The organism is Streptomyces sp. NPDC001443 (assembly GCF_053597355.1).
The window spans coordinates 1-22,534 of the sequence record NZ_JBSFIA010000068.1 but is presented as its reverse complement, the minus strand read 5'-3'; the positions used below and the strand labels follow the sequence as shown (position 1 = coordinate 22,534).

The window sequence follows — 22,534 nt, the reverse complement described above, 5'->3', positions numbered from 1 at the left end:
CGACGGATGTCGTCGGCGCTCATCTCCAGGAGCGGTCCCCCGCTCACTTGGTGGGCTCGCGGTTGTAGAGCTTCTTCGCCCACAGATAGCCCCCCAGGGCGATCAGGGCGCACCGACCGAGGGAGAGGATCGCGCTGTTGTCGATCGGGGTGCCCATCAGCAGCCCTCTCAGAATTTCGATGAACGGGGTGAACGGCTGGTACTCGGCGAACCATTTCAGCCCTCCCGGCATCGAGTCGGTGGGGACGAACCCACTGCCCGTCATCGGCAGGATCATCAGCGGCGTCAGCATGTTGCTCGCGGTGGCGACGCTCTTGGCGACCATGGCCAGTGCGACCGACAGCCAGGTGAGCGCGAGGATGATCACGACGAGCATGCCGATCGCGCCGAGCCATTCGCCGACGCCCGCGGTCGGCTCGAATCCCACCAGCAGCGCGACCCCGACGACGGCGGTGACACTCAGCAGGGTCTGGATCAGGCTGCCCAGCACATGACCGGTGAGCACCGAGACCCGTGCGATGGCCATGGTGCGGAACCGGGCGACGATGCCCTCGGTCATGTCGATGGCCACCGAGATCGCCGTGCCCTGGGCCGCGGTCGCCACGGTCATCAGGATGACGCCGGGGACGACGTAGTCCACGTAGGCGTCCCGGCCGTCCGAGGGTCCGCCGAGGCCGGCGCCGAGGATGCCGCCGAGAACGTAGACGAACAGCAGCAGGAAGACCACCGGAACGCCGGCGGCCGTCAGGATGAGCGTCGGATAGCGCAGCATGTGCCGTAACTGGCGGCGCAACATGGTCGCCGAGTCGGCAAAGGCGCGGGAAACAGTACTGGAGGCGCTGCTCATCGGGCGGGCTCCTGTTCCGTGACCGGGTTGCCCGTCAGGGCGAAGAAGACGTCATCGAGATCGGGGGTGTGGACCTGGAGTTCGTCGACGGTGAGCGCGGCGTGGTCGAGCCACTCCAGCAGTGCGCGCAACGCCCGGACATCGCCCTGGCTGGGGATCCGCAGGGTGCGTGCCTCATCGTCGCGGGACGACACGTCCAGCGTCCGGGCCGCGTGGTCGTAATCGCGCAAGTCAGCGAACCGCAGGGTGATGTGGCCGCTGCCGACCTGCCGTTCGAGCTCCTGCGGCGAGCCCTCCGCGACCAGTTTTCCCTGGTGCAGCACGGCGATTCGGTCGGCGAGCCGGTCGGCTTCCTCGAGGTACTGGGTGGTGAGGAAGATCGTGACGCCCTCGTCGGTCACCAGTCGGCGGATGATCTCCCACATGGTCCGCCTGCTGCGCGGGTCCAGCCCGGTGGTCGGCTCGTCGAGGAAGATCACGCGGGGCCGGCCGACCAGCGTCATCGCGAGGTCCAGCCGGCGGCGCATCCCACCTGAACAGCGTGCCGCGGGCTTCCGGGCCGCGTCCGCCAGGTCGAACCGCGCCAGCAGGTCCGCGGCACGCTGCCGCCGTTCCCGGCGGGGCAGGCGGTTCAGGTCGGCCATCAACAGCAGGTTCTCCTCACCGGTGAGGAAGCCGTCCACTGCGGAGAACTGGCCGGTGACGCCGATCGCTGCCCGGACCGCGCAACCAGACGCAGATCGCCGAGGCTTGCAGGGCCGTAGCCCGGAGACTCGGCACCACCACCCCCGCCGGCGCCCGACTGGAGAACACGAGCCAGTTCCTTCTCCACGTCATCGACGACCTGGCCCGCTCGGCCCGGCACTGGCACCGGATCCACTCCGCGTCCTCGGAGGACGTACGAGACTGACGGCCGAACCGGCCACGCCTTCCAACGGACGTGCGCGGTCACCGATCGGTACGGGCATTGCCGCCTGACGGCAGGTCACCGGCCCCTTGTCGGAGCTGCGTTGTCAGTGGTGGGAGATACGTTCGAGGTCTTGGAACCGCTGTTGCCCGACAGGAGTGGAAGATGACCGAGAGCAGTGTGCTGCCCGTGCTCAGGGTGGTGCTGACGGACGTCAACGAGCGTGTGGTGGAGGCGTGGCGCGCCGCGTTCGCCGACACGCCCGGCATCGAGATCCGCAAGGGATCGATCCTCGACGAGGACGTCGACGCCTGGGTCACGCCCACGAACTCCCGGGGCCGGATGGACGGCGGGGTCGACGCCGTCATCAAGCGGTACCTGGGGTCCGGCATCCAGGTCCGGGTCCAGCGCGCGATCCGTGACCGGTTCGCCGGACCCATGCCGGTGGGCAGCGCGGTCTGCGTACCGTCCGGCGCGACCGTCCCGCGGTATCTGATATCGACGCCGACGATGGTGCGTTCCTCGCAGAACGTGAGCGCCACGCTGAACGTGGCGCTGGCGTGCGCGGCCGCTTTCCAGGCCGTCCACCGGCAGAACCGGAAGAAGCCGGGCAGCATCCGGTCCGTGGCACTGGTCGGGTTGGGCGCGCAGACCGGCCAGGTGCCGGCGCGGGTGTGCGCCAATCTCATGTGGACCGGCTACACGCTCTTCCACGACCACTGGTTCGAGGACGACGACGAGCTGCGCTCCACGATCGTCTCCCAGCTCCACGGGATCGAGAACGCGCCCGTCGACCAGCGGGTGCGCATCGTGCCGCCGGCCGCCGTCACGCCCGTCGCACCCGCACCCGCGCCGGCGCCGGCGCCCGAAACCGCCCTTCCCGCTCCCTCCTCTCCTTCTGCCGCGACGAGTGAAGGCACCTCCGCCATGACCGCATCGACGACCGGCGTCCCGGCTCCGGGCCAGCCGTCACAGCCCCAGCCCGACGTGAACGACCCCCTCGCCCTGACCGAGCTCTTCGACGGCGGCGGGGAGGCCTGGCTCCCGCTGCTGAAGCCGGTCATCGAGGCGCAGCCGGACGCCGCACGGTTCATCGGGAAGGGCCGCAGTCACGAGGTGGTACCGGTCCGCGAGCTGACGTTCCAGGCGCTCAAGCCGAACCCGCCGCACAAGTGGAAGGTCGTGGTCTTCGGCCAGAACCCGTATCCGCGGCCGGAGAGCGCCACCGGCATTGCCATGTTCGACAACACCTTCAGCGACTGGAAGGACAGCCAGTTCGGCCGGGTCGTCAGCATCAGGTGCCTCATCAAGGCGGCGGCGATGTGGAAGTACGGCATCGCCAAGAAGACCCCGATCGCGGACGTACGGGCGCTGCTGAAGAAGCAGGACACGGTCCAGCCGCCGGAGTGGTTCCAGGCGATGCTGACGCAGGGCGTGCTGCTGCTCAACGCGTCGCTGACCGCGAGCGGCGACGGGGCGATGGGGCCGGACCAGCACACGGCGTTCTGGCGGCCGGTCGCCGAGCGGATCGTCGAGGAGATCCTCAAGGCCAAGCAGGACGCGGCCGAGGAGGACCGCGGGGTCGTGTTCGCGTGGTGGGGGGCGCATGCCCGCAGCCTGAAGCGAGTCGTCCTGCGGCTCCAGCAGAAGTACCCGGACGTAGAGGTCCGCCACCTCGACCACGCGAACCCGGCGGCACAGGGCGACATCTTCTGCGAGGGCGACCACTTCGCCCAGGTCAACGACGCTCTGGCCTCGCTGGGCGCCGACGGCATCGACTGGCTGCCGAGCAAGGGGTGGAACGAGACGGCGGGCGGCGCGGACGGTGCGGACGGGGGTGTCGCGGCGCGCATGGGCGCGTTCATCGAGTCGACCATGAACCTGCACCAGCTGTACCTGGAGCGCCTCACCAGCGTCAAGGACGAGGGCCTGGTCCTGCCGGCGATCACCGGTGTCTTCGACACCGCGCTGATGGACTTCCAGGGCGCCATCGCCCCGGCTTCCGCGGTGCTGTCCGGGCTCGCCGGGCACATCCGGCGCTCGCACGACTTCGGCAAGCGGCGTGCAGACCAGGCGGCCGGCGGCGGCCTGTCCGCCGACGCGATCGCCGCGCTCCACCTCTACACCTGTGAGTCGGCCTTCTACCGCGAGATCAACAGCGTCCTGCGCTCCCCCGACCGCACCAGGGTCACGCCCTACCTGCCGTACCTGCGGCTGCTGTTCTCGGCGGTCTCGGAGCTGCCGGCCTACACACAGCCGCTGTGGCGCGGGGTGTCGCTGGACCTTCGGGCGCAGTACCCCGTGGGCCGTACGGTGACCTGGTGGGGCGTCTCCTCGTGCACCTCCGAGCTGCAGGTGGCCAGGGCGTTCCTGGGCAGTCGCGGCAAGCGGACCCTCTTCGAGGTGACGCCGGCCCGGGCGGTCGGGATCAAGAGCTTCTCCGCCTTCACCGGCGAGGAGGAGTACATCCTCACGCCGGGGACCCAGCTCAAGGTGACGGAGGTGAGGAGCGAGTCCCGCGGACTGTGCACGGTCCGGCTGAGCGAGGTCACGGACGCTGTTCCCGTGGTCTCCTGAACCGCTCGGCACTGCCGGCGTCCTGGAGGTTCAGTCCCTCGTCGGCAAGTACGGGCAGTGGGTCAGGCGGTGCCCTCGTCCGGCTTGTCGAGGAGGGCCGGCTCCTCCTCGGTCAGGTGCAGAGCTCCTGCGGCGATGTTCTCTGCCAGGTGTGCCGGGTTCCTGGTGCCGGGAATGGCGAGCACGTGCGGACCGCGGTGGTGAGAAGTAGAAGGCGGCCGTGTCGATGTGGTTGACGCCCTGCTCGAACGCACTGTGCAGCAGCCGGACGGCGGCATCGCGGTCGATCGGCGTGCCGTCGGAGTTCCCCATCATGCCGTTGCCCGTCAGCCGCGTCGCGCCGTAGCCGATGCGATTCACTTCCAGGTCCCCGAGCTTCCAGGTCCCTGCTGCCGCCGCCGCGCCCACCGTGCTCCTTCGCCCGCCGGATTCTCAGGTCCTGGAGCATGGAGCCGTCACCGTGTGCTGCGACAGGTCAACGGGCTGGGCGAAACATCACGTCCCCATCCGGAACCAACCATCATCGCAAGGCCGTTGGTCTTGATGAGAAAGCGCTGGTCAGGACTTGGCCTCAGATCTTCCGCTGCCATCCGGCAGAGTGGCGGACGATACGGAAAGCGGCGACATTCTCCGAAACCCACTGCTTGAACGGCCTGGCCGGGGAGCCGGTGACCCGCGAGACCGTGTCGCGCACCTCCAGCAGCTCGTCGTTGACGTCCCCGCCCGTCACATCGAGCACCGCGTCGACGGCTTCCTCCCCGAAGACCGCGGCCAACTGAGCACGAGCCTCCCGCCGGCTGATCTCGACGAAGGGCACATCCCGTCCGAGTTCTGCCGCGACGGCCTCCACCTGCTGCCGGGCTGTCACCGGCTCCGGACCGGTCAGGGCATACGTTCGCCCCCGGTGGCCGGGCACGGTCAGCGCGACCCGCGCCACCGACGCGATATCCGCCGGGTGGATCGTGGGCAGCGCGGTGTCCGCATACGGCGCGCGGACCGCCTCACCGTCGCGGATCGAGGCCGCCCACATCATGACGTTCGACGCGAACTGCGTCGGCCGCAGAATCGTCCAGGCCATACCGCTGTCCTCGAGCAGCTCCTCGACAGCCAGGTTCTCGGCGGCAGGGCCGAGGTGCGGATGGGTCTGGACGGTGATGGACGACACAAGCACCACGTGCTCCACACCTGCCTCCCGGGCGGCATCGAGGAGGTCGGCGTCCGAGCCGATACGGGACACGAGAAACAGCGAGCGCACCCCCTCCAGCGCCGGCTCCAGTGAAGCAATCTCGGTGAAGTCCCCCTCAACGGCCCCGACCCCCTCGGGGAATGAGGTCCGCGCAGCGTTACGAGTGAGACCCCGCACCGGCCCGGTACCGTGCTCGTGCAGCTCCTTCAGCAGAGCACCGCCTATGTTCCCAGTGGCTCCCGTCACGAGAATCACGAGCGTCTTCTCCCATAGTCAGTCGATCAACCGGAGGACACGCTAAAAGCTCAACCACACTTCAGGTCAAGGGGATCTCCGGCAGGTCCTGCTGGGCGCATTCATCCGCATTCGGCCGAGTGCTTCACCGAGCACGTCGACACGACCCTTCACACGGCCCGCAGGGCGGGATTGACTGACACCTCAGGGAGCAGGCGCGACCGTCGGACGGACCGAGTTCGATGCGACAGGACAGCTGTGCAGGACGGCGCCTGCTGCACAGCGAGCCTGGGTTGACATGGCACGACTCTTCACCGAGTGAACGGAGTTGACATGCCGAGTGCGGCGAAGAAGCGACGTCTCAGATCTGGGCGGCGGCAGGTGAGCACGGCCGTGGCGCTGTCACTTGCCACCGCCGTGGCACTTGCCGGCGGCGGCCCGGCCTCGGCCGGGCCCCTCTCCCCGGGGGATGCCTCCGACCAGCGCATTCCCAGTATCACGTCCGGTGACGCGCGTTTCGAAGTCCTGTCACCGACATTGATCCGCACTGAATACGCGGGCGATGGGAAGTTCACCGACGAGCCGACCTTCAACGCGATAGGCCGCACGGGTTTTGCCCGGACCGCCTACTCGTCCCGCGTCTCCGACGGCTGGCTCACCATCAAGACCGAAGCGACCGAATTGCGCTACAAGGTCGGATCAGGACCGTTCGACACGGCCAATCTCTCCGTGCGTGAGACCGCGGGCGACAACGCGGTCACCGCAACTCCCTGGCAGCGGCTGACATGCTCGCTGGGCGCTCTGTGCGAGGCCGAGAAACTCCAACTCGACGGCGTGTCCGTCGCCGAGGACCACAGCGGCCACACCGGCGCGGGCTTCGCGGCCGGCTTCGCGGGAACCGGCAGTTCGGCGAAGGCTGACATCGATGTCAGCAGCGCCGGGACGTACGACTTCGATGTGCGGTACGCCAACTCTGCCGGCGGCGACGGAAAGAACGAGACAAGGACGCTCTCCCTCACCGTGGATGGCGCCGCGCCGCAGAAGGTGTCCCTGCCGACCACAGCGAACTGGGACACATGGAAACTTGTCACCGCGCAGGTGGCGCTCAGCGCCGGTCACCATACTGTGGCGCTCACCCGGACCGTCGCCGACTCCGGGAACGTCAACGTCGACAGCGTCGCCCTGGTCCGCTCCAAGGACCCGTACCCGTCGGTCTCCACCACCGCCATCACCGGCTGTCTGCTCGGCGCGAGTTGCGAGGCGGAGGCGGGGCGGATCTCCGGTGGGGCAGTAAGTGCCGATGACCATCAGGGCTATGCAGGAAGCGGCTTCGTCGCCGAGACGAACCAAGGATCCAGCGTGACCACCCACCTGGTCGGGATCCCCGAGAAGGGCACCTATACGCTGCGGATCCGTTACGCCAACGGCACTGGCGGAGACGGTCTGCACCAGGCCCGTACCGCGTCCGTCTCGTCGGGTGGCACGAACGTCCCCCTGTCGTTCCCGGCGACGGACGACTGGAACGACTGGGAGACCGCGACGGCACCCGTCACGCTGAACGCGGGCGAGGACGACCTCAGCCTCAACTGCCCGGACGCGGCGAGCTGCCACGTCAACCTGGACACCATCTCCCTGGCCCCGGCCGACGCCCCTGCTCCTCAGCCGCATCTCGCACTCGGCGGCTACCGTCGCGGTCTGGACGGTGTGACCGGCAACGGCCCCGCTCCCGTCACCACGCCCGGTCTCCTGAACAAGGACGGCTGGTACCTGCTGGACGACACCTCGTCGGCGCTGTACGACACGACGACGCAACAGGTCGCGCCCCGGCCCCCGCACGGCGGCAGCCCCTACCAGGACGGCTATGTCTTCGGCTTCGGGCACGACTACAAACAGGGCCTGAGTGACCTGGCCACACTGACCGGCCCGTCCGCGTTGTTGCCGCAATGGGCCTACGGGGTCTGGTATTCGGAGTACATCGACCGCACGGCGGCCGACTACGAGAACACGATCCTGCCGGCCTTCAGATCCGAGGGTGTACCCCTGGACGTGCTGGTGACGGACACCGACTTCAAGGCTGTCAACGACTGGAGCGGGTGGGAGATCGACACCGCCAAGTTCCCTGATCCCAAAGGCTTTTTCGACTGGTCGGCCCAAGAGGGGCTGCACAACACACTCAACGTGCACCCGAGTATCCTTGCCTCCGACCCGCAGTTCGCGCAGGCACAGGCAACCGCCAAGGGCAAGTTGACGAAGGGAGGTTGCGCTTCAGCCGCTTCGGTCCAGGGCAACTGCTACACCTTCGACTTCGGCGACCCCGATCAGCTCAAGGCGTACATGGACCTCCACCGCACCATGGACGAGCAGGGCAACGACTTCTGGTGGCTCGACTGGTGCTGCGACCAGTCGCAGGCAGCACTGCCGGGAGTCACGCCGGACGCATGGATCAACCAGCAGTACGCCGCTCTCACCGGCCACGGCTCCGGCCGGGGCTTCGTGCTGTCCCGCGCCTACGGCTCACTCCAGGCCGGCGGCTACAGCGGCCAGCAGGGCCTGCCGACCGGGCCGTGGGCGGACAAGCGCAGCACCGTCCACTTCACCGGTGACACCTCCTCGACCTGGGGCACCCTGAAGCTGGAAGTCGGCTACACCCCGGGCGAGTCCGCCGCCACCGGGCTGGCCGCCATCACCCACGACATCGGCGGTCACAACGACACGACGGGCCTCAAGGGCTCGGAGACCTACACCGACGCCGGAGGCACGCACAGCACGCACAAGCTGCCCGACGACCTGTACGCCCGCTGGGTCCAGTTCGGCACCTTCCAGCCGATCGACCGGCTGCACAGCAACCACAGCGACCGGCTGCCCTGGCAGTACGGCCCCCAGGCACGGCAATCGGCGGACAAGTTCCTCAACCTCCGTGAGAACCTGGTCCCGTACACCTACTCGCTGGCCGAGGAAGCCAACCGAACCGGCACTCCCATCGTCCGTCCCACCTACCTGGAGTACCCGGACGAGGCGCAGGCGTACGCCACCGCGGGCAGCGAATACTTCTACGGCTCCGACATCCTGGTCGCCCCGGTCACGACAGCCGGGACGACCGCAACCACCTCGGTGTGGTTCCCGCCGGGCCAGTGGACCGACTACTTCACCGGAAAGACCTACCAGGGCGGCACCACACAGGAGATCACGACTGATCTCAACTCGATGCCCGTGTTCATGAAAGCCGGGGGAATCGTTCCGACCCGAACTCATGACGCCACGAGCAACGACAAGGCTCCGCTGACCCGACTGACGCTGACCGTCGCCCCCGGCGCATCGGGCGAATACACCCTCTACGAGGACGACGGCTCCCCCGCCGCCGCGCGCCACCGGGGCCACAGCGCCACCACGACCATCCGATACACCGAGCACCGTGGGCACCACACCGTCACCATCAGCGCGGCGAAGGGCTCCTTCCACGGCCAGGTACGAAGCCGACAATGGACGCTGTCCGTCCTCGGAGCCGACCACATGCCGGCAAAGGTCACCACACACGAGGGACGACTCGCCCCGAGCCACTATCAGTGGAACGCCGCCACGGGCGTCTTGACTCTCACCCTCCCCCGACGCACCGTGCATACCCCGATCACCATCGCCTACTAGGTGCCGCATCGAGCAACGTTCGCCCTGTCGTGACGCGTCGTCCGGACGGTGCTCCGGGCGGCGCGTTGTGCGTCATGCCGTGCTGGTCATGGACGGGGAGACCGCCGCCGGGCCGTACGGAGGGGCGCTCACCGGTCGTCCCGGGAGGCGTCCTCGAGGGTGTCGGGGTCGGTGACCCAGCCTGCGTCGAGGATGAGCCGGGAGGTTCGGTGCAGTGCGAGGAATCCGAAGGGGCGGTCGAAGCAGACGCTGATCGTGCGGGCCCTGAAGGGGTGGCGCGGGATGCCGCCGGCCATCCCGGAGAAGGCGGCGACGGCCGCGGAGCGGAAACCGCGTGCGCCGAACGTCGCCGTCATGGACTGTGCGGCGGCCTGGACAGCAAGTGGCTCGGTGCTTATGCCGGGGAAGTGGCCCTGCGAGACGTCCGTCGCCGTGCGCAGGCCGAACAGGTCGGGATGGTCGAGCAGGTCGTGGTGGGCTCTGACGGTGAACGGCACGGTGGTCACGTGGAGCCTGGGTTCGCCGTCGACGCTGGGGACGCGGGTCACGGACAGCCCGGGGCCCGGGGCGCCGTAAGGGAGGTGCTCGCCGGGGATCATTGCCCGGCGGTTGTGGAGTGCGCCCACCGCGCCGGTCAGAACTTGGCCTGCGGTTGCGTCAGGTGTTCCGAGGTACAGGTGGACGTCGATGCCATGGGTACCGATGACCTGGAGTTCGGTGAGGGGGCCGGCCGCCGTCTCCGCGATGCCGACTCGGTTCAGGAGACTGGTGGTTCGGAACAGGCCGGCCAGGTCGCTGCCGCACCAGGGCCCGGCTTCGGCTTCCATCGCGCCCGGAGTGAAGGGCCGGATCCAGTCGGTACGGAGGGTCAGGGCGCCGGCCAGCACCAGCAGAGTGTCGTCGTCCACGGGGACCGGCATCGCGTCGACCTGTCCTCGGGTGCACCGGGCTGCCCACGTGTCCAGGTGCGACCGGTCGCTGACGGGGTCACCGGTGAGCTGCCCGTGCACGTCGACGGGCAGTCGGTCCAGCCAGGCCGGCTCGACGGGCAGGGTGTCGCGGGTCCACAACCCCAGGGCCGCATCCAGGCCACGCGTCGCCCCGAGCGTGGCGAGCAGGTCTCGTGCGGCCGTTGCGGCCCCGTCCGCCGGGATGCCGAGTGCGTCCGAGAGTTCCTGCCGGGCGGGACCTGCGGCACCGTCGGCGAGAAGGCCGAGCAACGGCCACACCCCGGCTGCGGCAAGTACCGTGCCGTCGTGGGGCAGGGTCGCGGCCCAACGCGCGGCCAGTCCGTTGATGGCTCTGACCGTGCCGTGACTGGCCATGCCCGCCCTCTCGTCGCTCCCGGAACCTCACGAGAGTAGAACCCTGAAGTACCGACCGGCGAACGAATTGAACGCCGCGACGTCCGCGGGCCCAGGATGAACTCCGTCCCGAACCGGAGAACGAAGAGGATGGAGGCGATGGCCCGGAGGGTGTTGATCTGCTTCGGCGTCAGGCGAGGGCGGCGACCGGCGGGGTGAAGGCGCCGATGATGACGGCGACGCGCACGTAGTGCCAGCGGTCCCAGCGGTTCATCTGCTCCTTCCAGTCCTCGGGGCGGGTCTCGGGAGTCCACGTCCTGTTCCGGTTGTTGATCGGGACAAGCAGCAGGAGCGACATGATCACACTGAGTATCGGCAGTCCGGCGGCGGTGACGACGAGGCCGGTGCCGTGGCGGTGCCATCCGGCGACGGCCCGCGAACTCGCCGAGCACCAGGGCTGGGACGCGGTCACCACGCGCCGACTCGCCGAGCGCATCGAGTACAGCCGGCCCGTCCTCTACAGCCACTTCCGCGGAAAGCGCGAGATCATCGGTGTCGTCGCCCTCCAAGGCGCCGCCGAGCCGGCCGTCGCGCCGCGGGCCGCGACCGCCGCCGCGGACGGTCCGCGCGCCCGGGTCGCCGCCCTCGCCCGCGGCTACCTCGACTTCGCCGAGCGCAATCCGGCGGTCCACGACGCCCTGTTCCAGCTCGACGGCGGCCTTGCGTACGCGCAGGAGGACACGCCCGAGCCGCTGAAGGACGCCTTCGCCGCCCTGCTGGAATGCCTCGGCGAGGTCGCAGGCGACGGCGTCCACGCGGGGATGTTCACCGAGGTGTTCTGGGCGTCCCTGCACGGGATCGCCACCCTGACCCGGTCGGGACGGCTGCCGCCGGAAGACACCGAGCAGAGGATCGAACTGCTGGTGGACCGTCTCGCCGTACTCTGACGCGCCTTCCCGGCGGGCACGTGGCCGCGGCCCTCGAATCCCGCCACTGCCTGCCTGTGACATCGCTTCCGGTCCCTCGCGCCCGCTCGGCACGGCGCTCCACGACGACATGGCCGCCTACGCCACGTCCTTGCGGGCCGAGGGGGTGCCCGTACCGCAACCACCGGCAGGTGCGGCCCGAGCCGTCCCCACTCGGCATCCGAGAGATCGTCGCGTTCATGCTGCCCCATTGGGCATGCGCTCCCCTGTCGTCGCGCCAACCAGGTCGCGATCTCGTCCACTACCGCAGGGCCGACATGTCCTGGCTGCGCATACTCGGCCGGCGTGGGTCGGCCGGTGCCGGGAAAGAACAGGTGGTCGACCTCCTCGTGGATCCTGACTGTCACGTCGGGCCGGCGCACCAGGGCACGCTGCCAGCCTGTCAGGTCGTCGGCGACGGTCACTTGGTAGTCCCCCCTGAAGGATCAGCATCGGACAGACCAGTTGGGCCGCCGTGGCCACCGGGTCGGAGGCGCGCAGATCGAGCCAGTAAGCGGCGGAGAAGCCCAGTGGCAGCAGGCTTGACGGCGTGTCAGGGGTCCTCGAGGTGGCCGAGGAGCGCAGGGTGCGCGGCGCGGTGGAACGGCACTACCGGCTGCGACAGGACCGGGCTGTGATCGGCTCCGAGGTGGTCCGCACGCTCACCGCCGAGGACCACCGGCAGGCATTCGCCACCGCAATGACCGCCCTGCTGGCCGAGTTCACCGCCTGTCTCGACCGCGACAGCGCTGATCTTGTGGCCGATCTCGTGGGTTACCGGCAGCATGCGCTCTGGCTCAGCCCGGCGGAACTGGAGGAACTGATCGGCGAGCTGCGTGCGGCCATCGCTCCGAAGCTCGCCGACCGGCCGAGTCCCGAACGGGCGCAATATCTGCTCAGCCCCATCCGCTTCCCGATGGAAGCCCCTCAGGCGGAACCCGAACGGCCCACGACAGGAACCGAGCAGGCGAAAGGCACATGATCGCCCGGACAGCTCCGGGCTAGACCTTCGAGCCCGCCTTCCAGTCCCGGGCGAGGAGTCCGAGCAGTACCTCGTCCAGGAACTCGCCCATCACCCAGGCCGAGGAGCGCAGCACGCCCTCGCGGACGAAGCCGTTGTGCTCGGCGGCGCGGAGCATCGCGGCGTTGTCCGCCAGTGTCTCGATCTGCAGCCGGTGCAGGCCGCGCACGACGAAACCGTAGTGACACAGCGCCGCGACCACGTCCGTGCCGTAGCCCTTGCCGCGGGAGGACGGCAGCAGCCCAAGCCCGATGTGCGCACACCGGTTGTGGTTGTCGATGCCCCACAGCGTCGCCGTGCCGACCAGGGTGCCGGCCTCCAGTTCCACCACGGAGAACCGGACGCTCCCCTCGTGTGTGTCGTCCACCTCGAGCCGCGGATCCTTCGAGCCCGGCGCGATCGGCCGCCACGGCCCGGCCTCGGCCCGCGAGGAGTTGACCACGTCGTCGTAGAGCTCGGTCCGCAGGACTGGGATGTCGTCCTCGTGCCGGGCCCGCAGCCCGATCTTGTTGCCTCGAAGCATGTGGGCTTCCTATCCGACCGGGCCGGCCGGCGGCAAACCAATAAGGCACTTCGACGGCCGGCCGAAGACGTCGTCGCTCGGCAGGATCGGTGCGGTGAAAACTGATGGGCCGCAGGTCTCCGCGTCGACATACTGAGGGCGGCTGTCCCGTCGCCGAAGGAGACGTGCCCATGGAGGTGCCGGCGTTCACCGTGCTCGTGACCGAATCCGGGAGCGGGGGGCGGGAGGCCCTGCAGGCAGTCCGAACGGTGACCGGACTGAGCCTGTGGCGCAGCAAGCTTCTTCTGGGCAGCGCCCCTGCGGTGGTTCTGGGGAATGTCCCGCTCGACACCGCCGTCGTCGCGGCCCGGCATCTGCGGGAGACCGGTGTGCCCACAGCCGTCCGCTGTACCTGGTGCGACAGGGCAGTGCCCCGCGACGAGACGCCGCTCGCCCCGGCCCCTTGCGCGTCCCGCCACTGGCCGGCCGCCCATTGCCAGGCGAACTCCCTGACCCACTGTGATTGCGAGTTCTGCAGCGCCTACGGGCCCACCGGCCTCACCCTCTGAGGCCGCGTCGACGTCATCCCGCAGGGGAACGGTCCTGCGGGGATGCCACCGAGCGCGAGCCACGGATCCGTGCCTGAGGCCGGCTCCTTTCATCCGGTCCCTCGGAATCGGTCGTCTAAGCTGGCGTGGTGACTGATGGACAGGAGCGTGTGCAGCCGTCCGGAGTGTGGGCCACGGCGGTGGGGGTGGCCAGGGTGCGGGCGCTGGAGACCGAGCGCGAGAACGCACTGTTCCGCGACCCACTGGCACAGGCCTTCGCCGCCGCCGGCGGCCTGTGGCCCTCCTCGCCACCACTGCCCGATGACGAGGGCGCGCGACGACGCCGGCTGGCCGTGTCGTTCTCCATCGTCATCAGGACGAAATTCCTCGACGACCTGTTGCAGCAGGCCTCCGCGTCCGGGATCCGGCAGGTCGTACTCCTCGGCGCCGGCATGGACAGCCGGGCCTTCCGGATGGACTGGCCCGAGGGCACCCGGCTGTTCGAGGTCGACACCGCCGTACCGCTGGACTTCAAGGCTTCGGTGCTGCGCCAGGAGCGCGCCGTCGCACGCTGCGAGCGGATCACCGTCCCGGTGGATCTGCGTGAGGACTGGCCGGCCGCGCTGGCCGCCGCAGGACACGATGCGGCGGCGCCGACCGTGTGGATCGCCGAAGGACTGCTGATCTATCTGCCCCAGGACGCGGTGGAACTGCTGCTGGCCCGGATCAGCGCGCAGTCGGGGCCAGGCAGCCGGATGGGGCTGACATTGGGTGCGCACGGCACGATCGAGCGCTTCGGCGCGGACGCCGCGCCGGGATCAGCGGCGTCCATGTGGGTCTCGGAGATGCCCGAGGACCCGGTGGGCTGGCTGGCCGGGCACGGCTGGAAGGCCGACAGCCACACCCTGCGCGAGCGCGCCGCCGCCTACGGCCGCCCGGTCAACACCCCGCCGCAGCGCCAGGAGCAGCCCGGCGGACTGATCTCGGCGATCCGCCGCTAGAGCGACTCCCGGCTCCCGGCCCCCCTGGACGACCGGTTCCGACTGGGGCCCGGTGAGGGCCACCAGGTACGACGAGACCGCCGCCTCCTGGGAGGCGGCGGTCGGTCTCACGTCATTCCTGTCCTGGGCAAGCTCCGTCCGAAGCCGGACCCTAGTAGTCCCCGCGGCCCCCGCGGTCCCCGTAGTGGTCCCTGACCACCCGGAAGCTGCCCACGACGCCGTGGTGGATGTCGATGCCCTTGGTCCAGCCCGGGCGCACGCCGTTGCTGGAGCTGAAGGGTCCGACGGTGGCGACGGGTGCGCCGTTGTCGCAGACCGCACCGCGGAATACCTCGACGGTCCGACGGGACTCGTTGCGGACGTTCAGGCTCCATGCGCCCAGACCGCTGACCACGGTGATGCAGCCATCGGGGTAAGCGGAGTACGACCGCTCGTTGATGAAGATGCGGCCCTCCTCCCGATGCCCGCCGCCCCTGTGACCGCCGTTGCCCCTGTCGCCTCCGTAACCCCTGTCGCCGTCGCCCTCGTCGCCCTTGCTGTTGTTGTTGCCGTTCTGCCCGTTGCCGCCGCCGGGCAGGTCGGCGACGGCCGGAGCCGCCTGGGGAGCCGGGGCCGCCTCGGGAGCCTTGACGGTCTGGGGAACCGGAGCCACTTGGGGGGCCTGGGCGGAGGCGGCCGGGGCGGAGGCGGCCGAGGCGTAGGTGATGCCGGTCGCGGCCAGAGCCGCGGCGGCCGTGACGGCGGCGGTGACCGCCTTGGAACGAAGCTTCATGTCGCTGTCTCCTGTTGCAGGGATGCCGACCCGTCAGCCGACTCGCGATCGAATTTACCTATAGCTGACATATCGGTCATATTGAAAGATCGCCGGAGCAGCGCCAATGGGGGTATTTACCGCACTTTCCAAAGCCGACACGCAGTCATATCGCCATCACGAGCGGCAAATTGACCTAAGATTAGCCCCTTTGGTGGATCTTTGACCGCTCACGGCTCCTCGATACCTGCGTGTCGCTACGGCCATGGGGCGATCGGCCGTGATACGAGGAGGCTCGCTGCGCCGAAGCCCGCCAGCCCCGTGGACAACGCCCGTGATCAGTGTGCCTGGACCGTGACGACGATCTTCTTTCCGGCGTGGAGCCCCTTCTCGAGACGGCGGTGTGCCTCGACGACGTCGTCGAGCGCGAACACCTTGTCGATGGCGGGCCGCAGCGCCCCGAGGCGTACACCCGCGTTCAGGAAGGCCGCCATGCGCCTGACCACGACGGTGTCGAGGGTGTGCTCGAAGCTCCGGTAACTGAAGACCGTGAGCGGTGCGCCGCTCGGGAAGGGCGTGGGCCGAGGGTCCAGGAAGCCCGCGGCGACCAGTGTTCCGCCAGGTCGCGCCGCCTCGATGAGATTTTGCTGGCCGGGGCCCATGACCAGATCGAGGACGATGTCGGCACCGGCCCCACCGGTGTGGTGGCGGACGGCTTCGGCGACGTCCGTGCGGTCGGTGGCGACGACCGCGGCGGCCCCGGCGGCGAGCAGGTCGTCCGTCCTCGCGGTGTGCCGGGTGAGGGCGATGGGCACGGCGCCGATCTGATTGGCGATCTGTATCGCCGCCCGGCCGACGCCTCCGGACGCGGCCGTGATGAGGACGTGGTCGCCGGGCCGCATCCCCGCCTTCTCTACGAGGGCGCCGTAGGCGGTGGAGTACGCGACCCAGACCGCCGCCGCCTCCGTGACAGCGAGCGCGGCCGGCCGGGCGACGACCCGGCTCGCGGGGAGCGTGGTGTATTCGGCGTAGCTGCCCCTGGCGCTCGCGTCCGGAACGGCCGCGAGGATGACCGGATCGCCGATCTTCAGCCCGGTGACCTCGGGGCCCAGCGCGTCGACGACGCCGGTTCCTTCGACGCCGAGACGAGCGTGCGGCAGGGGCACGGCCGCGGGCGACGTACCGGAACGCATCATCCCGTCGAGCGGGTTGACGGCGAACGCCTCGATCCTGACCCGCACCTCGCCGACGGCGGGCTCGACGACCGGCTCCTCGACGACGTGCATGACCTCCGGTCCGCCGAACTCGTCGAACACAACGACTCGTGGCATGGTGAATCCTCCGCATCACATGCTGGTTTCGTTTCCCGCTAAGGACGTTACGGAGCCGCGCGTTACCTCCTGGTACCTTCGAATGTCATGCAGAACGTGGCCGGACCAGCCTTCCTCGCCGACTGCCCCACCCGCCTGGCGGTCGAGATCATTTCCGACAAGTGGGCCGTGCTCGTGCTCTTCGGGCTCAGCCGACAACCCCGCAGGCACGGTGAGCTCGTCGACCTCATCGGCGGCGTCTCGCGCAAGGTCCTCACCCAGACGCTGCGCCGGCTGCAGCAGTACGGCCTGGTCGCACGCCATGCCGAAGCGCCTCGGCGGGTCGAGTACAGCCTCACCGACCTCGGCCGCACCCTCGTCGAGCCCATCGAGGTCCTGACGGACTGGGCGAGGGACCACGGCGGCGCCGTCCTCGACTTCCAGGAGGCGGCGCAGGCCGCCGCTCGCCACGGCCGACCGCACTGACCGGCGTCGCGGCGCCGCCCGCCCGCGAGCATTTGGTCAGGGTCGGAACATCACGCTCGGAACCAAGCGCGCCTCGTCGTGCGGGCGTGCGTCGGGCCAGTGGCACCGGGCCGCAGAACAATCGCACGAGCGGCCGGTCCCGCAGATCCATCGACCACAGAACGGGTACTCGGACCGGGAACCGATCCCTGGCAGAGGAAGGGAGCGGTCATGATGGCCCGTCATTCGGTTCAGCAAGGCGTACTCGTCCTCACGGTGGACGACGACCCGGGCATCAGTGGCCGGACCGCGCTGCTCGAGCAGATCAGCGATCTCGTGCTGGGGCTCCGGCCCGCTTCTCTCGTCGTCGTCCTCCGTGCACCGGCGGCCACCGACGCGGTGGTCGGCGTCGTCCTGCGCGCCCATCGCCTGTGCAACCGGCTGGGGCTCGTGATGTCCGTGACGACGCACAGCGCCCCCGTCCGACGCTCGCTCGAGGCGAACGCGGACACGGACGGCACCCGTCTGGTCGTCTACGCCCGTGCCGACACCGCCATCGCCACCGCAGGCGTACTCACCGCCGCGTCGACCCCGGCCGTCGCACGGCCCTGACCCGCCCGGCCGAACCCGGCCACCACCGGGGCCCGTCGCCGGTGCTTCCCCCACCGTTCAGCGACGTACCACACGCAGCGCCGACGGCGAGGCGTGGCGGACGGGACGAGCGACCGGTTCGCGATAGCGTCTTCGCAAAGCAGACCGACATCCGCTTGTCCGCCATGTCATCCTTCCCCCCTTCCGCAGGGGCCGGCGTACGTCGTGGTTCGGACCGGCAGGCAGGGCGACCTCGGTGCGGCTTCCGGGCTGGACCCGGTTGAGGAGGATCATGAGCGGACCGTTGCAGCGTCTCGCCGAGGCGCCCGCACCACCCGCGGCGCCTGCACCGTCGGGACGCCGACTGCTGGGCTGGCTCTCCACGACCGATCACAAGGTGATCGGTCGTCTGTACATGGTGACGGCGTTCTGCTTCTTCCTCCTCGCCGGGCTGTTCGCCCTCGCCATGCGTGCCGAGCTCGCCCGTCCCGGCATGCAGTTGATGAGCGAGCACACCTACGATCAGCTCTTCACCATCCACGGCACGATCATGATGCTGCTGTTCGCGACCCCGATGTTCGCCGGGTTCACGAACGCCGTGATGCCGCTGCAGATCGGCGCCCCGGACGTGGCGTTCCCCCGGCTGAACGCGCTGTCGTACTGGATGTACCTGTTCGGCGGGCTGATGGTGGTCTCCGGGTTCCTGGTGCCCGGTGGTGCGGCCGGCTTCGGCTGGTTCGCCTACGCGCCGCTCAACAGCGCGTACAACTCCCCCGGCGCGGGCGGGGACCTGTGGGTGATGGGGCTGGTGGTCACCGGTGTGTCGACCACGCTCGGCGCGGTCAACTTCGTGACCACGATCCTGTGTCTGCGCGCCCCCGGCATGACCATGTTCCGGATGCCGATCTTCACCTGGAACGTGCTGTTCACATCGATCCTGGTGCTGCCCGCGTTCCCGGTGCTCACCGCCGCGCTGCTCGCCCTGGAGTCGGACCGGAAGTTCGGATCGGTGGTCTTCGCCGCGGCGAACGGCGGGGCCCTGCTGTGGCAGCACCTGTTCTGGTTCTTCGGGCATCCCGAGGTGTACATCGTCGCGCTGCCGTTCTTCGGCATCGTCTCCGAGATCATTCCTGTGTTCTCGCGCAAGCCGATGTTCGGGTATCTGCCGATGATCGGGGCGACGATCGCGATCACCATGCTGTCGGCGGTGGTGTGGGCGCACCACATGTTCGCCACCGGGGCGGTGCTGCTGCCGTTCTTCTCCCTGATGTCGCTCCTGATCGCCGTGCCGACGGGGATCAAGTTCTTCGCCTGGCTGGGGACGATGCACCGGGGCTCGCTCTCCTTCGAGACCCCGATGCTGTGGTCGCTCGGCTTCATGGTGACGTTCCTGCTGGGCGGCCTGAGCGGGGTGCTCGTGGCATCGCCGCCGATCGACTTCCATGTCACCGACTCGTACTTCGTCGTGGCGCACCTGCACTACGTGCTGTTCGGCACGGTGGTCTTCGCGATGTTCGCCGGGTTCTACTTCTGGTGGCCCAAGTTCACCGGCCGGATGCTGGACGAGCGGCTGGGAAAGTGGCACTTCTGGCTGCTCTTCCCGGGCTTCCAGACGACGTTCCTGGTGCAGCACTGGCTGGGTGCGGAGGGAATGCCCCGCCGGTACGCCGACTATCTTCCGGACGACGGGTTCACCCTGCTCAACACGATCTCGTCGGCGGGCGCGTTCCTGCTCGGGGTCTCCACGCTGCCGTTCCTCTACAACGTCTGGTACACGGCCCACCACGGGCGGCGGGTCCACGAGGACGATCCCTGGGGCTTCGGGCGCGGTCTGGAGTGGGCCACCTCCTGCCCGCCGCCGCGGCACAACTTCGTGGCGCTGCCCCGGGTGCGCTCCGAGTCCCCGGCGTTCGATCTGCACCATCCCGAAGCCGCGCGGCGGGCGGAGAAGGAGGGACAGCGGTGAAGGCCGAGGCGATGCTCTTCGGCGGTGTGGCCGTCTTCTTCGGTGGCGCCGCCGCGCTCTACGGTGTGTGGTCGCACTTCGACCCGGCCGGAACGGCGGCGCTGATCGTGGCGTTCGGTATGGCCTCGCTGGTGTCGTTCTTCTGCGCGATGCAGTACGTACGCCGCGGGTCGCGTCCTCAGGACCGTACGGACGCCGAGGTGGCCGACTCCGGCGGGCCGCTGGAGTTCTTCCCGCCGTACAGCCCGTGGCCGGTGGTCACCGCGCTCGGCTTCGCGGTGACGGCGACCGGAGTGGTGTTCGGGCTGTGGCTGTTCCTCATCGGCTTCGGTGTCATGGCCCGGGGGATCGCCGGGCTGGTGTTCCAGTACGTGAATCGGGGGACCGGTCAGCAGGAGTGAGCGGCCGGCGCGGGGCGCCCGGCCGGAACGAGGTCACCGGGCGGTGGTCGCTCTCGTAGCCGCCGGAGAGGTTCTGCCGGACCTCTCCGCTCTCCTCGCCCTCGGTCAGCCGTTCCTGTTCCGCGTGCAGCAGGGCACGGCACAGCGTGCGGGTGAGGAGGAAGGCGAGGACGGGGGCGACGATCAGGGCGGTCCGCAGGATCCAGGTGAGGGCGTTGACGGAGACCCGGAAGGTCTGCGCGGTGATGTCGTTGCCGCCGGCCAGCAGCAGCACACCGTAGAAGGTGACGCCCGCCGCGCCGAGGCCGGTGCGCACCGGCCGTTCGCGGGGGCGGTCGCACAGGTGCTGTTCCCGCCGCCACTCCCCGGTCAGCCGCTGTTCGACGAAGGGCCAGGCGTACAGGACGGCGAACAGCAGGCCCGGCAGGACGACGGCGGGCAGCAGCACGTTCCACATGAGGGTGTGGCCGGCCACGTTCGTCTCCCAGGGCGGGACCATGCGGAGCGCGCCCTCGAGGAAGCCGACGTACCAGTCCGGCTGGGAGCCGGTGGAGGCCTGGTCCGGCCGGTAGGGGCCGTACACCCACACCGGGTTGATCTGCGCGATTCCGGCGAGCAGGACCAGTACCCCGGCCACGGTGAGGGAGAGACCGGTGGAGGAGGCGGTGAACTGGGGGTAGAGGGGTTTGCCGACGGCGTTGGAGTTGTGGTGGCCCGGGCCGCGCCACTGGGTGTGCTTCAGGTAGAAGACCAGGATCAGATGCAGGGTGAGCAGGGCGACGAGCACGCCCGGCAGCAGCAGGATGTGCAGGCTGTAGAGCCGGGGCACGATGTCGTGGCCGGGGTACTGGGACCCGAACCCGAACAGGGCGAGGTACGTGCCCGCCACCGGGATCGACAGCATGATGCCCTGGGCGATGCGCAGACCGGTGCCGGAGAGCAGGTCGTCGGGGAGCGAGTAGCCCGCGAAGCCCTCCGCGAGTGAGATCGCGAAGAGCGTGACGCCGATGACCCAGTTCAGCTCCCGGGGCCTGCGGAAGGCACCGGTGAAGAAGACCCGCAGCAGATGGACGCCGATCGCGGCGAGGAAGACCAGCGCGGCCCAGTGGTGGGTCTGCCGCATCAGCAGGCCGCCGCGCACGCCGAAGCTGATGTGGAGGGTGGAGTCGAACGCTCCCGACATCAGTGCGCCGCGCAGGGGGACATAGGGGCCCGAGTAGACGACCTCGCTCATCTCGGGCCGGAAGAAGAACGTCAGCCACACACCGGTCAGCAGCAGCACGATCAGGCTGTAGAGGGCGATCTCGCCGAGCAGGAAGGACCAGTGGTCGGGAAACGCCTTGCGCAGCAGCTGCCCGGCGCCGTCGTGGAGGGGAAGCCGGGCGTCCACGGCGTTCGCGAACCGCTCCCCCGGCGGACGGCCCTCGCTTTCCTTCGCATCCTCCGCCGCAGGACCCACGAAGCGCCCACCTCTCGACCGTTCCCGCTTCTACGCTCCCGTCATCCGTTGCCCGGCGGGCGGGTGCCGACTGCCGGGCCGACGAGCGACACCCGTGTGCCCGGGCCACGGCACCCGAACGGCGGACGGCCGACGGCCCCTATGTGTTGGGCCGGGCCGCGCTGATCTCGCCCAGGACGGACGCGGCGTCGCGTTCCATCGCGAGGTCGCCCAACGCGATGATGCCGACGGGTCGTTCACCCTCGACGACCGGCAGACGCCGTACGGCGTGCTCGCGCATCAGCTGCACCGCTCGGTCCAGGCTGTCGTCCGGAGTGATGGTGACCAGGTCCTCACTGGCCGCCTGCATGACGGTGGTCCGGTCCGGGTCGACGCCCTCGGCGAACGCCCGCACCACCAGGTCGCGGTCGCTGACCAGGCAGCGAAGGTCTCCGTCCTCGGTCACCAGGACCGCGCCGACGTCCTCGTCCCGCATCATCCGGGCCGCGGCGGTCACCGATGCCTGCGGCTCGACGGTGACGAGGTCACGGGTCATGATGTCGCGTACGTGCTGGGCCATGGCATGGCCCCTTTCTCGTTGTCCGTCGGTACCTCTGCGACGACCGGGTGCCCGTGGGACGTGTGGCTGACGCCGGTCCGGCCGGTAAAGCTCATCCGCGTGGTTGCGCGTCGACGACGGCGGCGGGTTCCGTGGCGCGGGCGACCAGTGCGTAGGCGGTCTCGGTGAGGCGGAGGTGCCGTTCGCGCACATAGCCGTCGAGCAGCCGGGCGGCCTCGCGGACGGTGGTGCCCGCGTACTGCGCGATCATGCCTTTGGCGATCTCCAGGGTGGCCTTGGCGGCGATGACGCTCTGCAC

General features: G+C 69.4%; 20 protein-coding genes and 3 pseudogenes. 10 read left to right on the top strand and 13 right to left on the bottom strand.

Going from position 1 to position 22,534, the window contains the following annotated elements; all coding sequences use genetic code 11:
• Positions 1-43: 43 nt before the first annotated feature.
• A complete protein-coding gene (locus ACWC24_RS39805) occupies positions 44-847 on the bottom strand; it encodes an ABC transporter permease (protein WP_450667798.1) in 804 nt (267 codons plus the stop codon).
• Positions 844-1,572: pseudogene (locus ACWC24_RS39800) on the bottom strand (ATP-binding cassette domain-containing protein); the annotation flags it as partial. The pseudogene ACWC24_RS39800 and the gene ACWC24_RS39805, both read right to left, overlap by 4 nt.
• A gap of 347 nt (positions 1,573-1,919) precedes the next feature.
• Between ACWC24_RS39800 and ACWC24_RS39795 the strand changes: the two are divergent.
• The gene (locus ACWC24_RS39795; RefSeq protein ID WP_450667797.1) at positions 1,920-4,331 is read left to right on the top strand and encodes an ADP-ribosyltransferase domain-containing protein; all 2,412 of its coding nucleotides are present in this window, start codon (positions 1,920-1,922) and stop codon (positions 4,329-4,331) included.
• A 62-nt stretch (positions 4,332-4,393) separates the two neighbouring features.
• Here ACWC24_RS39795 and ACWC24_RS39790 read toward each other — a convergent pair whose 3' ends face one another.
• The 3 genes and pseudogenes from ACWC24_RS39790 to ACWC24_RS39780 form a co-directional block, all read right to left on the bottom strand.
• Positions 4,394-4,516: a hypothetical protein gene (locus ACWC24_RS39790; protein ID WP_450667808.1), complete on the bottom strand. Its 123-nt coding sequence runs from the start codon at positions 4,514-4,516 to the stop codon at positions 4,394-4,396.
• Between the two features lies 1 nt (position 4,517).
• A pseudogene (locus ACWC24_RS39785) lies at positions 4,518-4,739 on the bottom strand (aldo/keto reductase); the annotation flags it as partial.
• A 163-nt stretch (positions 4,740-4,902) separates the two neighbouring features.
• Positions 4,903-5,772, bottom strand: coding sequence for an NAD(P)H-binding protein (locus ACWC24_RS39780; protein WP_450667796.1), 870 nt, complete (start codon positions 5,770-5,772; stop codon positions 4,903-4,905).
• A gap of 312 nt (positions 5,773-6,084) precedes the next feature.
• Between ACWC24_RS39780 and ACWC24_RS39775 the strand changes: the two genes are divergently transcribed.
• The gene (locus tag ACWC24_RS39775) at positions 6,085-9,393 is read left to right on the top strand and encodes a TIM-barrel domain-containing protein (protein ID WP_450667795.1); all 3,309 of its coding nucleotides are present in this window, start codon (positions 6,085-6,087) and stop codon (positions 9,391-9,393) included.
• A gap of 128 nt (positions 9,394-9,521) precedes the next feature.
• Here ACWC24_RS39775 and ACWC24_RS39770 read toward each other — a convergent pair whose 3' ends face one another.
• Positions 9,522-10,718, bottom strand: a complete 1,197-nt coding sequence (locus tag ACWC24_RS39770; protein ID WP_450667794.1) for a serpin family protein — start codon at positions 10,716-10,718, stop codon at positions 9,522-9,524.
• A 169-nt stretch (positions 10,719-10,887) separates the two neighbouring features.
• Positions 10,888-11,130: pseudogene (locus ACWC24_RS39765) on the bottom strand (anthrone oxygenase family protein); the annotation flags it as partial.
• Here ACWC24_RS39765 and ACWC24_RS39760 point away from each other — a divergent pair.
• Positions 11,054-11,644, top strand: a complete 591-nt coding sequence (locus ACWC24_RS39760) for a TetR/AcrR family transcriptional regulator (RefSeq protein ID WP_450667793.1) — start codon at positions 11,054-11,056, stop codon at positions 11,642-11,644. The pseudogene ACWC24_RS39765 and the gene ACWC24_RS39760 sit on opposite strands and share 77 nt — an antisense overlap.
• A gap of 586 nt (positions 11,645-12,230) precedes the next feature.
• Positions 12,231-12,644, top strand: a complete 414-nt coding sequence (locus tag ACWC24_RS39755) for a helix-turn-helix domain-containing protein (RefSeq protein WP_450667792.1) — start codon at positions 12,231-12,233, stop codon at positions 12,642-12,644.
• Positions 12,645-12,663: 19 nt separating this feature from the next.
• Here ACWC24_RS39755 and ACWC24_RS39750 read toward each other — a convergent pair whose 3' ends face one another.
• Positions 12,664-13,206 carry a GNAT family N-acetyltransferase gene (locus ACWC24_RS39750; protein ID WP_450667791.1) on the bottom strand — a complete coding sequence of 181 codons (543 nt, stop codon included), beginning with the start codon at positions 13,204-13,206 and terminating at the stop codon, positions 12,664-12,666.
• Between the two features lie 170 nt (positions 13,207-13,376).
• Between ACWC24_RS39750 and ACWC24_RS39745 the strand changes: the two genes are divergently transcribed.
• Positions 13,377-13,754, top strand: a complete 378-nt coding sequence (locus ACWC24_RS39745; RefSeq protein ID WP_450667790.1) for a ribosomal protein L7/L12 — start codon at positions 13,377-13,379, stop codon at positions 13,752-13,754.
• A gap of 128 nt (positions 13,755-13,882) precedes the next feature.
• Complete coding sequence (locus ACWC24_RS39740) at positions 13,883-14,734, top strand: class I SAM-dependent methyltransferase (RefSeq protein ID WP_450667789.1); 852 nt, start codon at positions 13,883-13,885, stop codon at positions 14,732-14,734.
• A gap of 151 nt (positions 14,735-14,885) precedes the next feature.
• Here the strand turns inward: ACWC24_RS39740 and ACWC24_RS39735 are convergent, their stop codons facing one another.
• A complete protein-coding gene (locus ACWC24_RS39735; RefSeq protein WP_450667788.1) occupies positions 14,886-15,506 on the bottom strand; it encodes a hypothetical protein in 621 nt (206 codons plus the stop codon).
• Between the two features lie 317 nt (positions 15,507-15,823).
• Complete coding sequence (locus tag ACWC24_RS39730; protein WP_450667787.1) at positions 15,824-16,816, bottom strand: zinc-dependent alcohol dehydrogenase family protein; 993 nt, start codon at positions 16,814-16,816, stop codon at positions 15,824-15,826.
• A gap of 87 nt (positions 16,817-16,903) precedes the next feature.
• Here ACWC24_RS39730 and ACWC24_RS39725 point away from each other — a divergent pair, with 87 nt between their 5' ends.
• The 4 genes from ACWC24_RS39725 to ctaF all read left to right on the top strand — a co-directional run bounded on the left by ACWC24_RS39725 (position 16,904) and on the right by ctaF (position 20,218).
• Positions 16,904-17,281, top strand: coding sequence for a winged helix-turn-helix transcriptional regulator (locus ACWC24_RS39725; protein ID WP_450667786.1), 378 nt, complete (start codon positions 16,904-16,906; stop codon positions 17,279-17,281).
• Positions 17,282-17,491: 210 nt separating this feature from the next.
• The gene (locus ACWC24_RS39720) at positions 17,492-17,872 is read left to right on the top strand and encodes a hypothetical protein (RefSeq protein ID WP_450667785.1); all 381 of its coding nucleotides are present in this window, start codon (positions 17,492-17,494) and stop codon (positions 17,870-17,872) included.
• Between the two features lie 271 nt (positions 17,873-18,143).
• Positions 18,144-19,817 carry an aa3-type cytochrome oxidase subunit I gene (gene ctaD, locus ACWC24_RS39715; RefSeq protein WP_450667784.1) on the top strand — a complete coding sequence of 558 codons (1,674 nt, stop codon included), beginning with the start codon at positions 18,144-18,146 and terminating at the stop codon, positions 19,815-19,817.
• On the top strand, positions 19,814-20,218 hold the full coding sequence (ctaF, locus tag ACWC24_RS39710) for an aa3-type cytochrome oxidase subunit IV (protein ID WP_450667783.1): 405 nt from the start codon (positions 19,814-19,816) through the stop codon (positions 20,216-20,218). The genes ctaD and ctaF overlap by 4 nt, the downstream gene beginning before the upstream one ends.
• On the opposite strand, the gene qcrB is transcribed toward ctaF, so the two are convergent.
• The 3 genes from qcrB to ACWC24_RS39695 form a co-directional block, all read right to left on the bottom strand.
• Positions 20,151-21,677 (bottom strand): cytochrome bc1 complex cytochrome b subunit, encoded by a 1,527-nt coding sequence (qcrB, locus tag ACWC24_RS39705; protein ID WP_450667782.1) that lies wholly within the window; start codon positions 21,675-21,677, stop codon positions 20,151-20,153. The two genes, ctaF and qcrB, sit on opposite strands and share 68 nt — an antisense overlap.
• A 139-nt stretch (positions 21,678-21,816) precedes the next feature.
• Positions 21,817-22,236: a CBS domain-containing protein gene (locus ACWC24_RS39700; RefSeq protein ID WP_450667781.1), complete on the bottom strand. Its 420-nt coding sequence runs from the start codon at positions 22,234-22,236 to the stop codon at positions 21,817-21,819.
• A 91-nt stretch (positions 22,237-22,327) separates the two neighbouring features.
• A partial coding sequence (locus ACWC24_RS39695) for a hypothetical protein (protein ID WP_450667780.1) occupies positions 22,328-22,534 on the bottom strand: 207 nt, incomplete at its 5' end.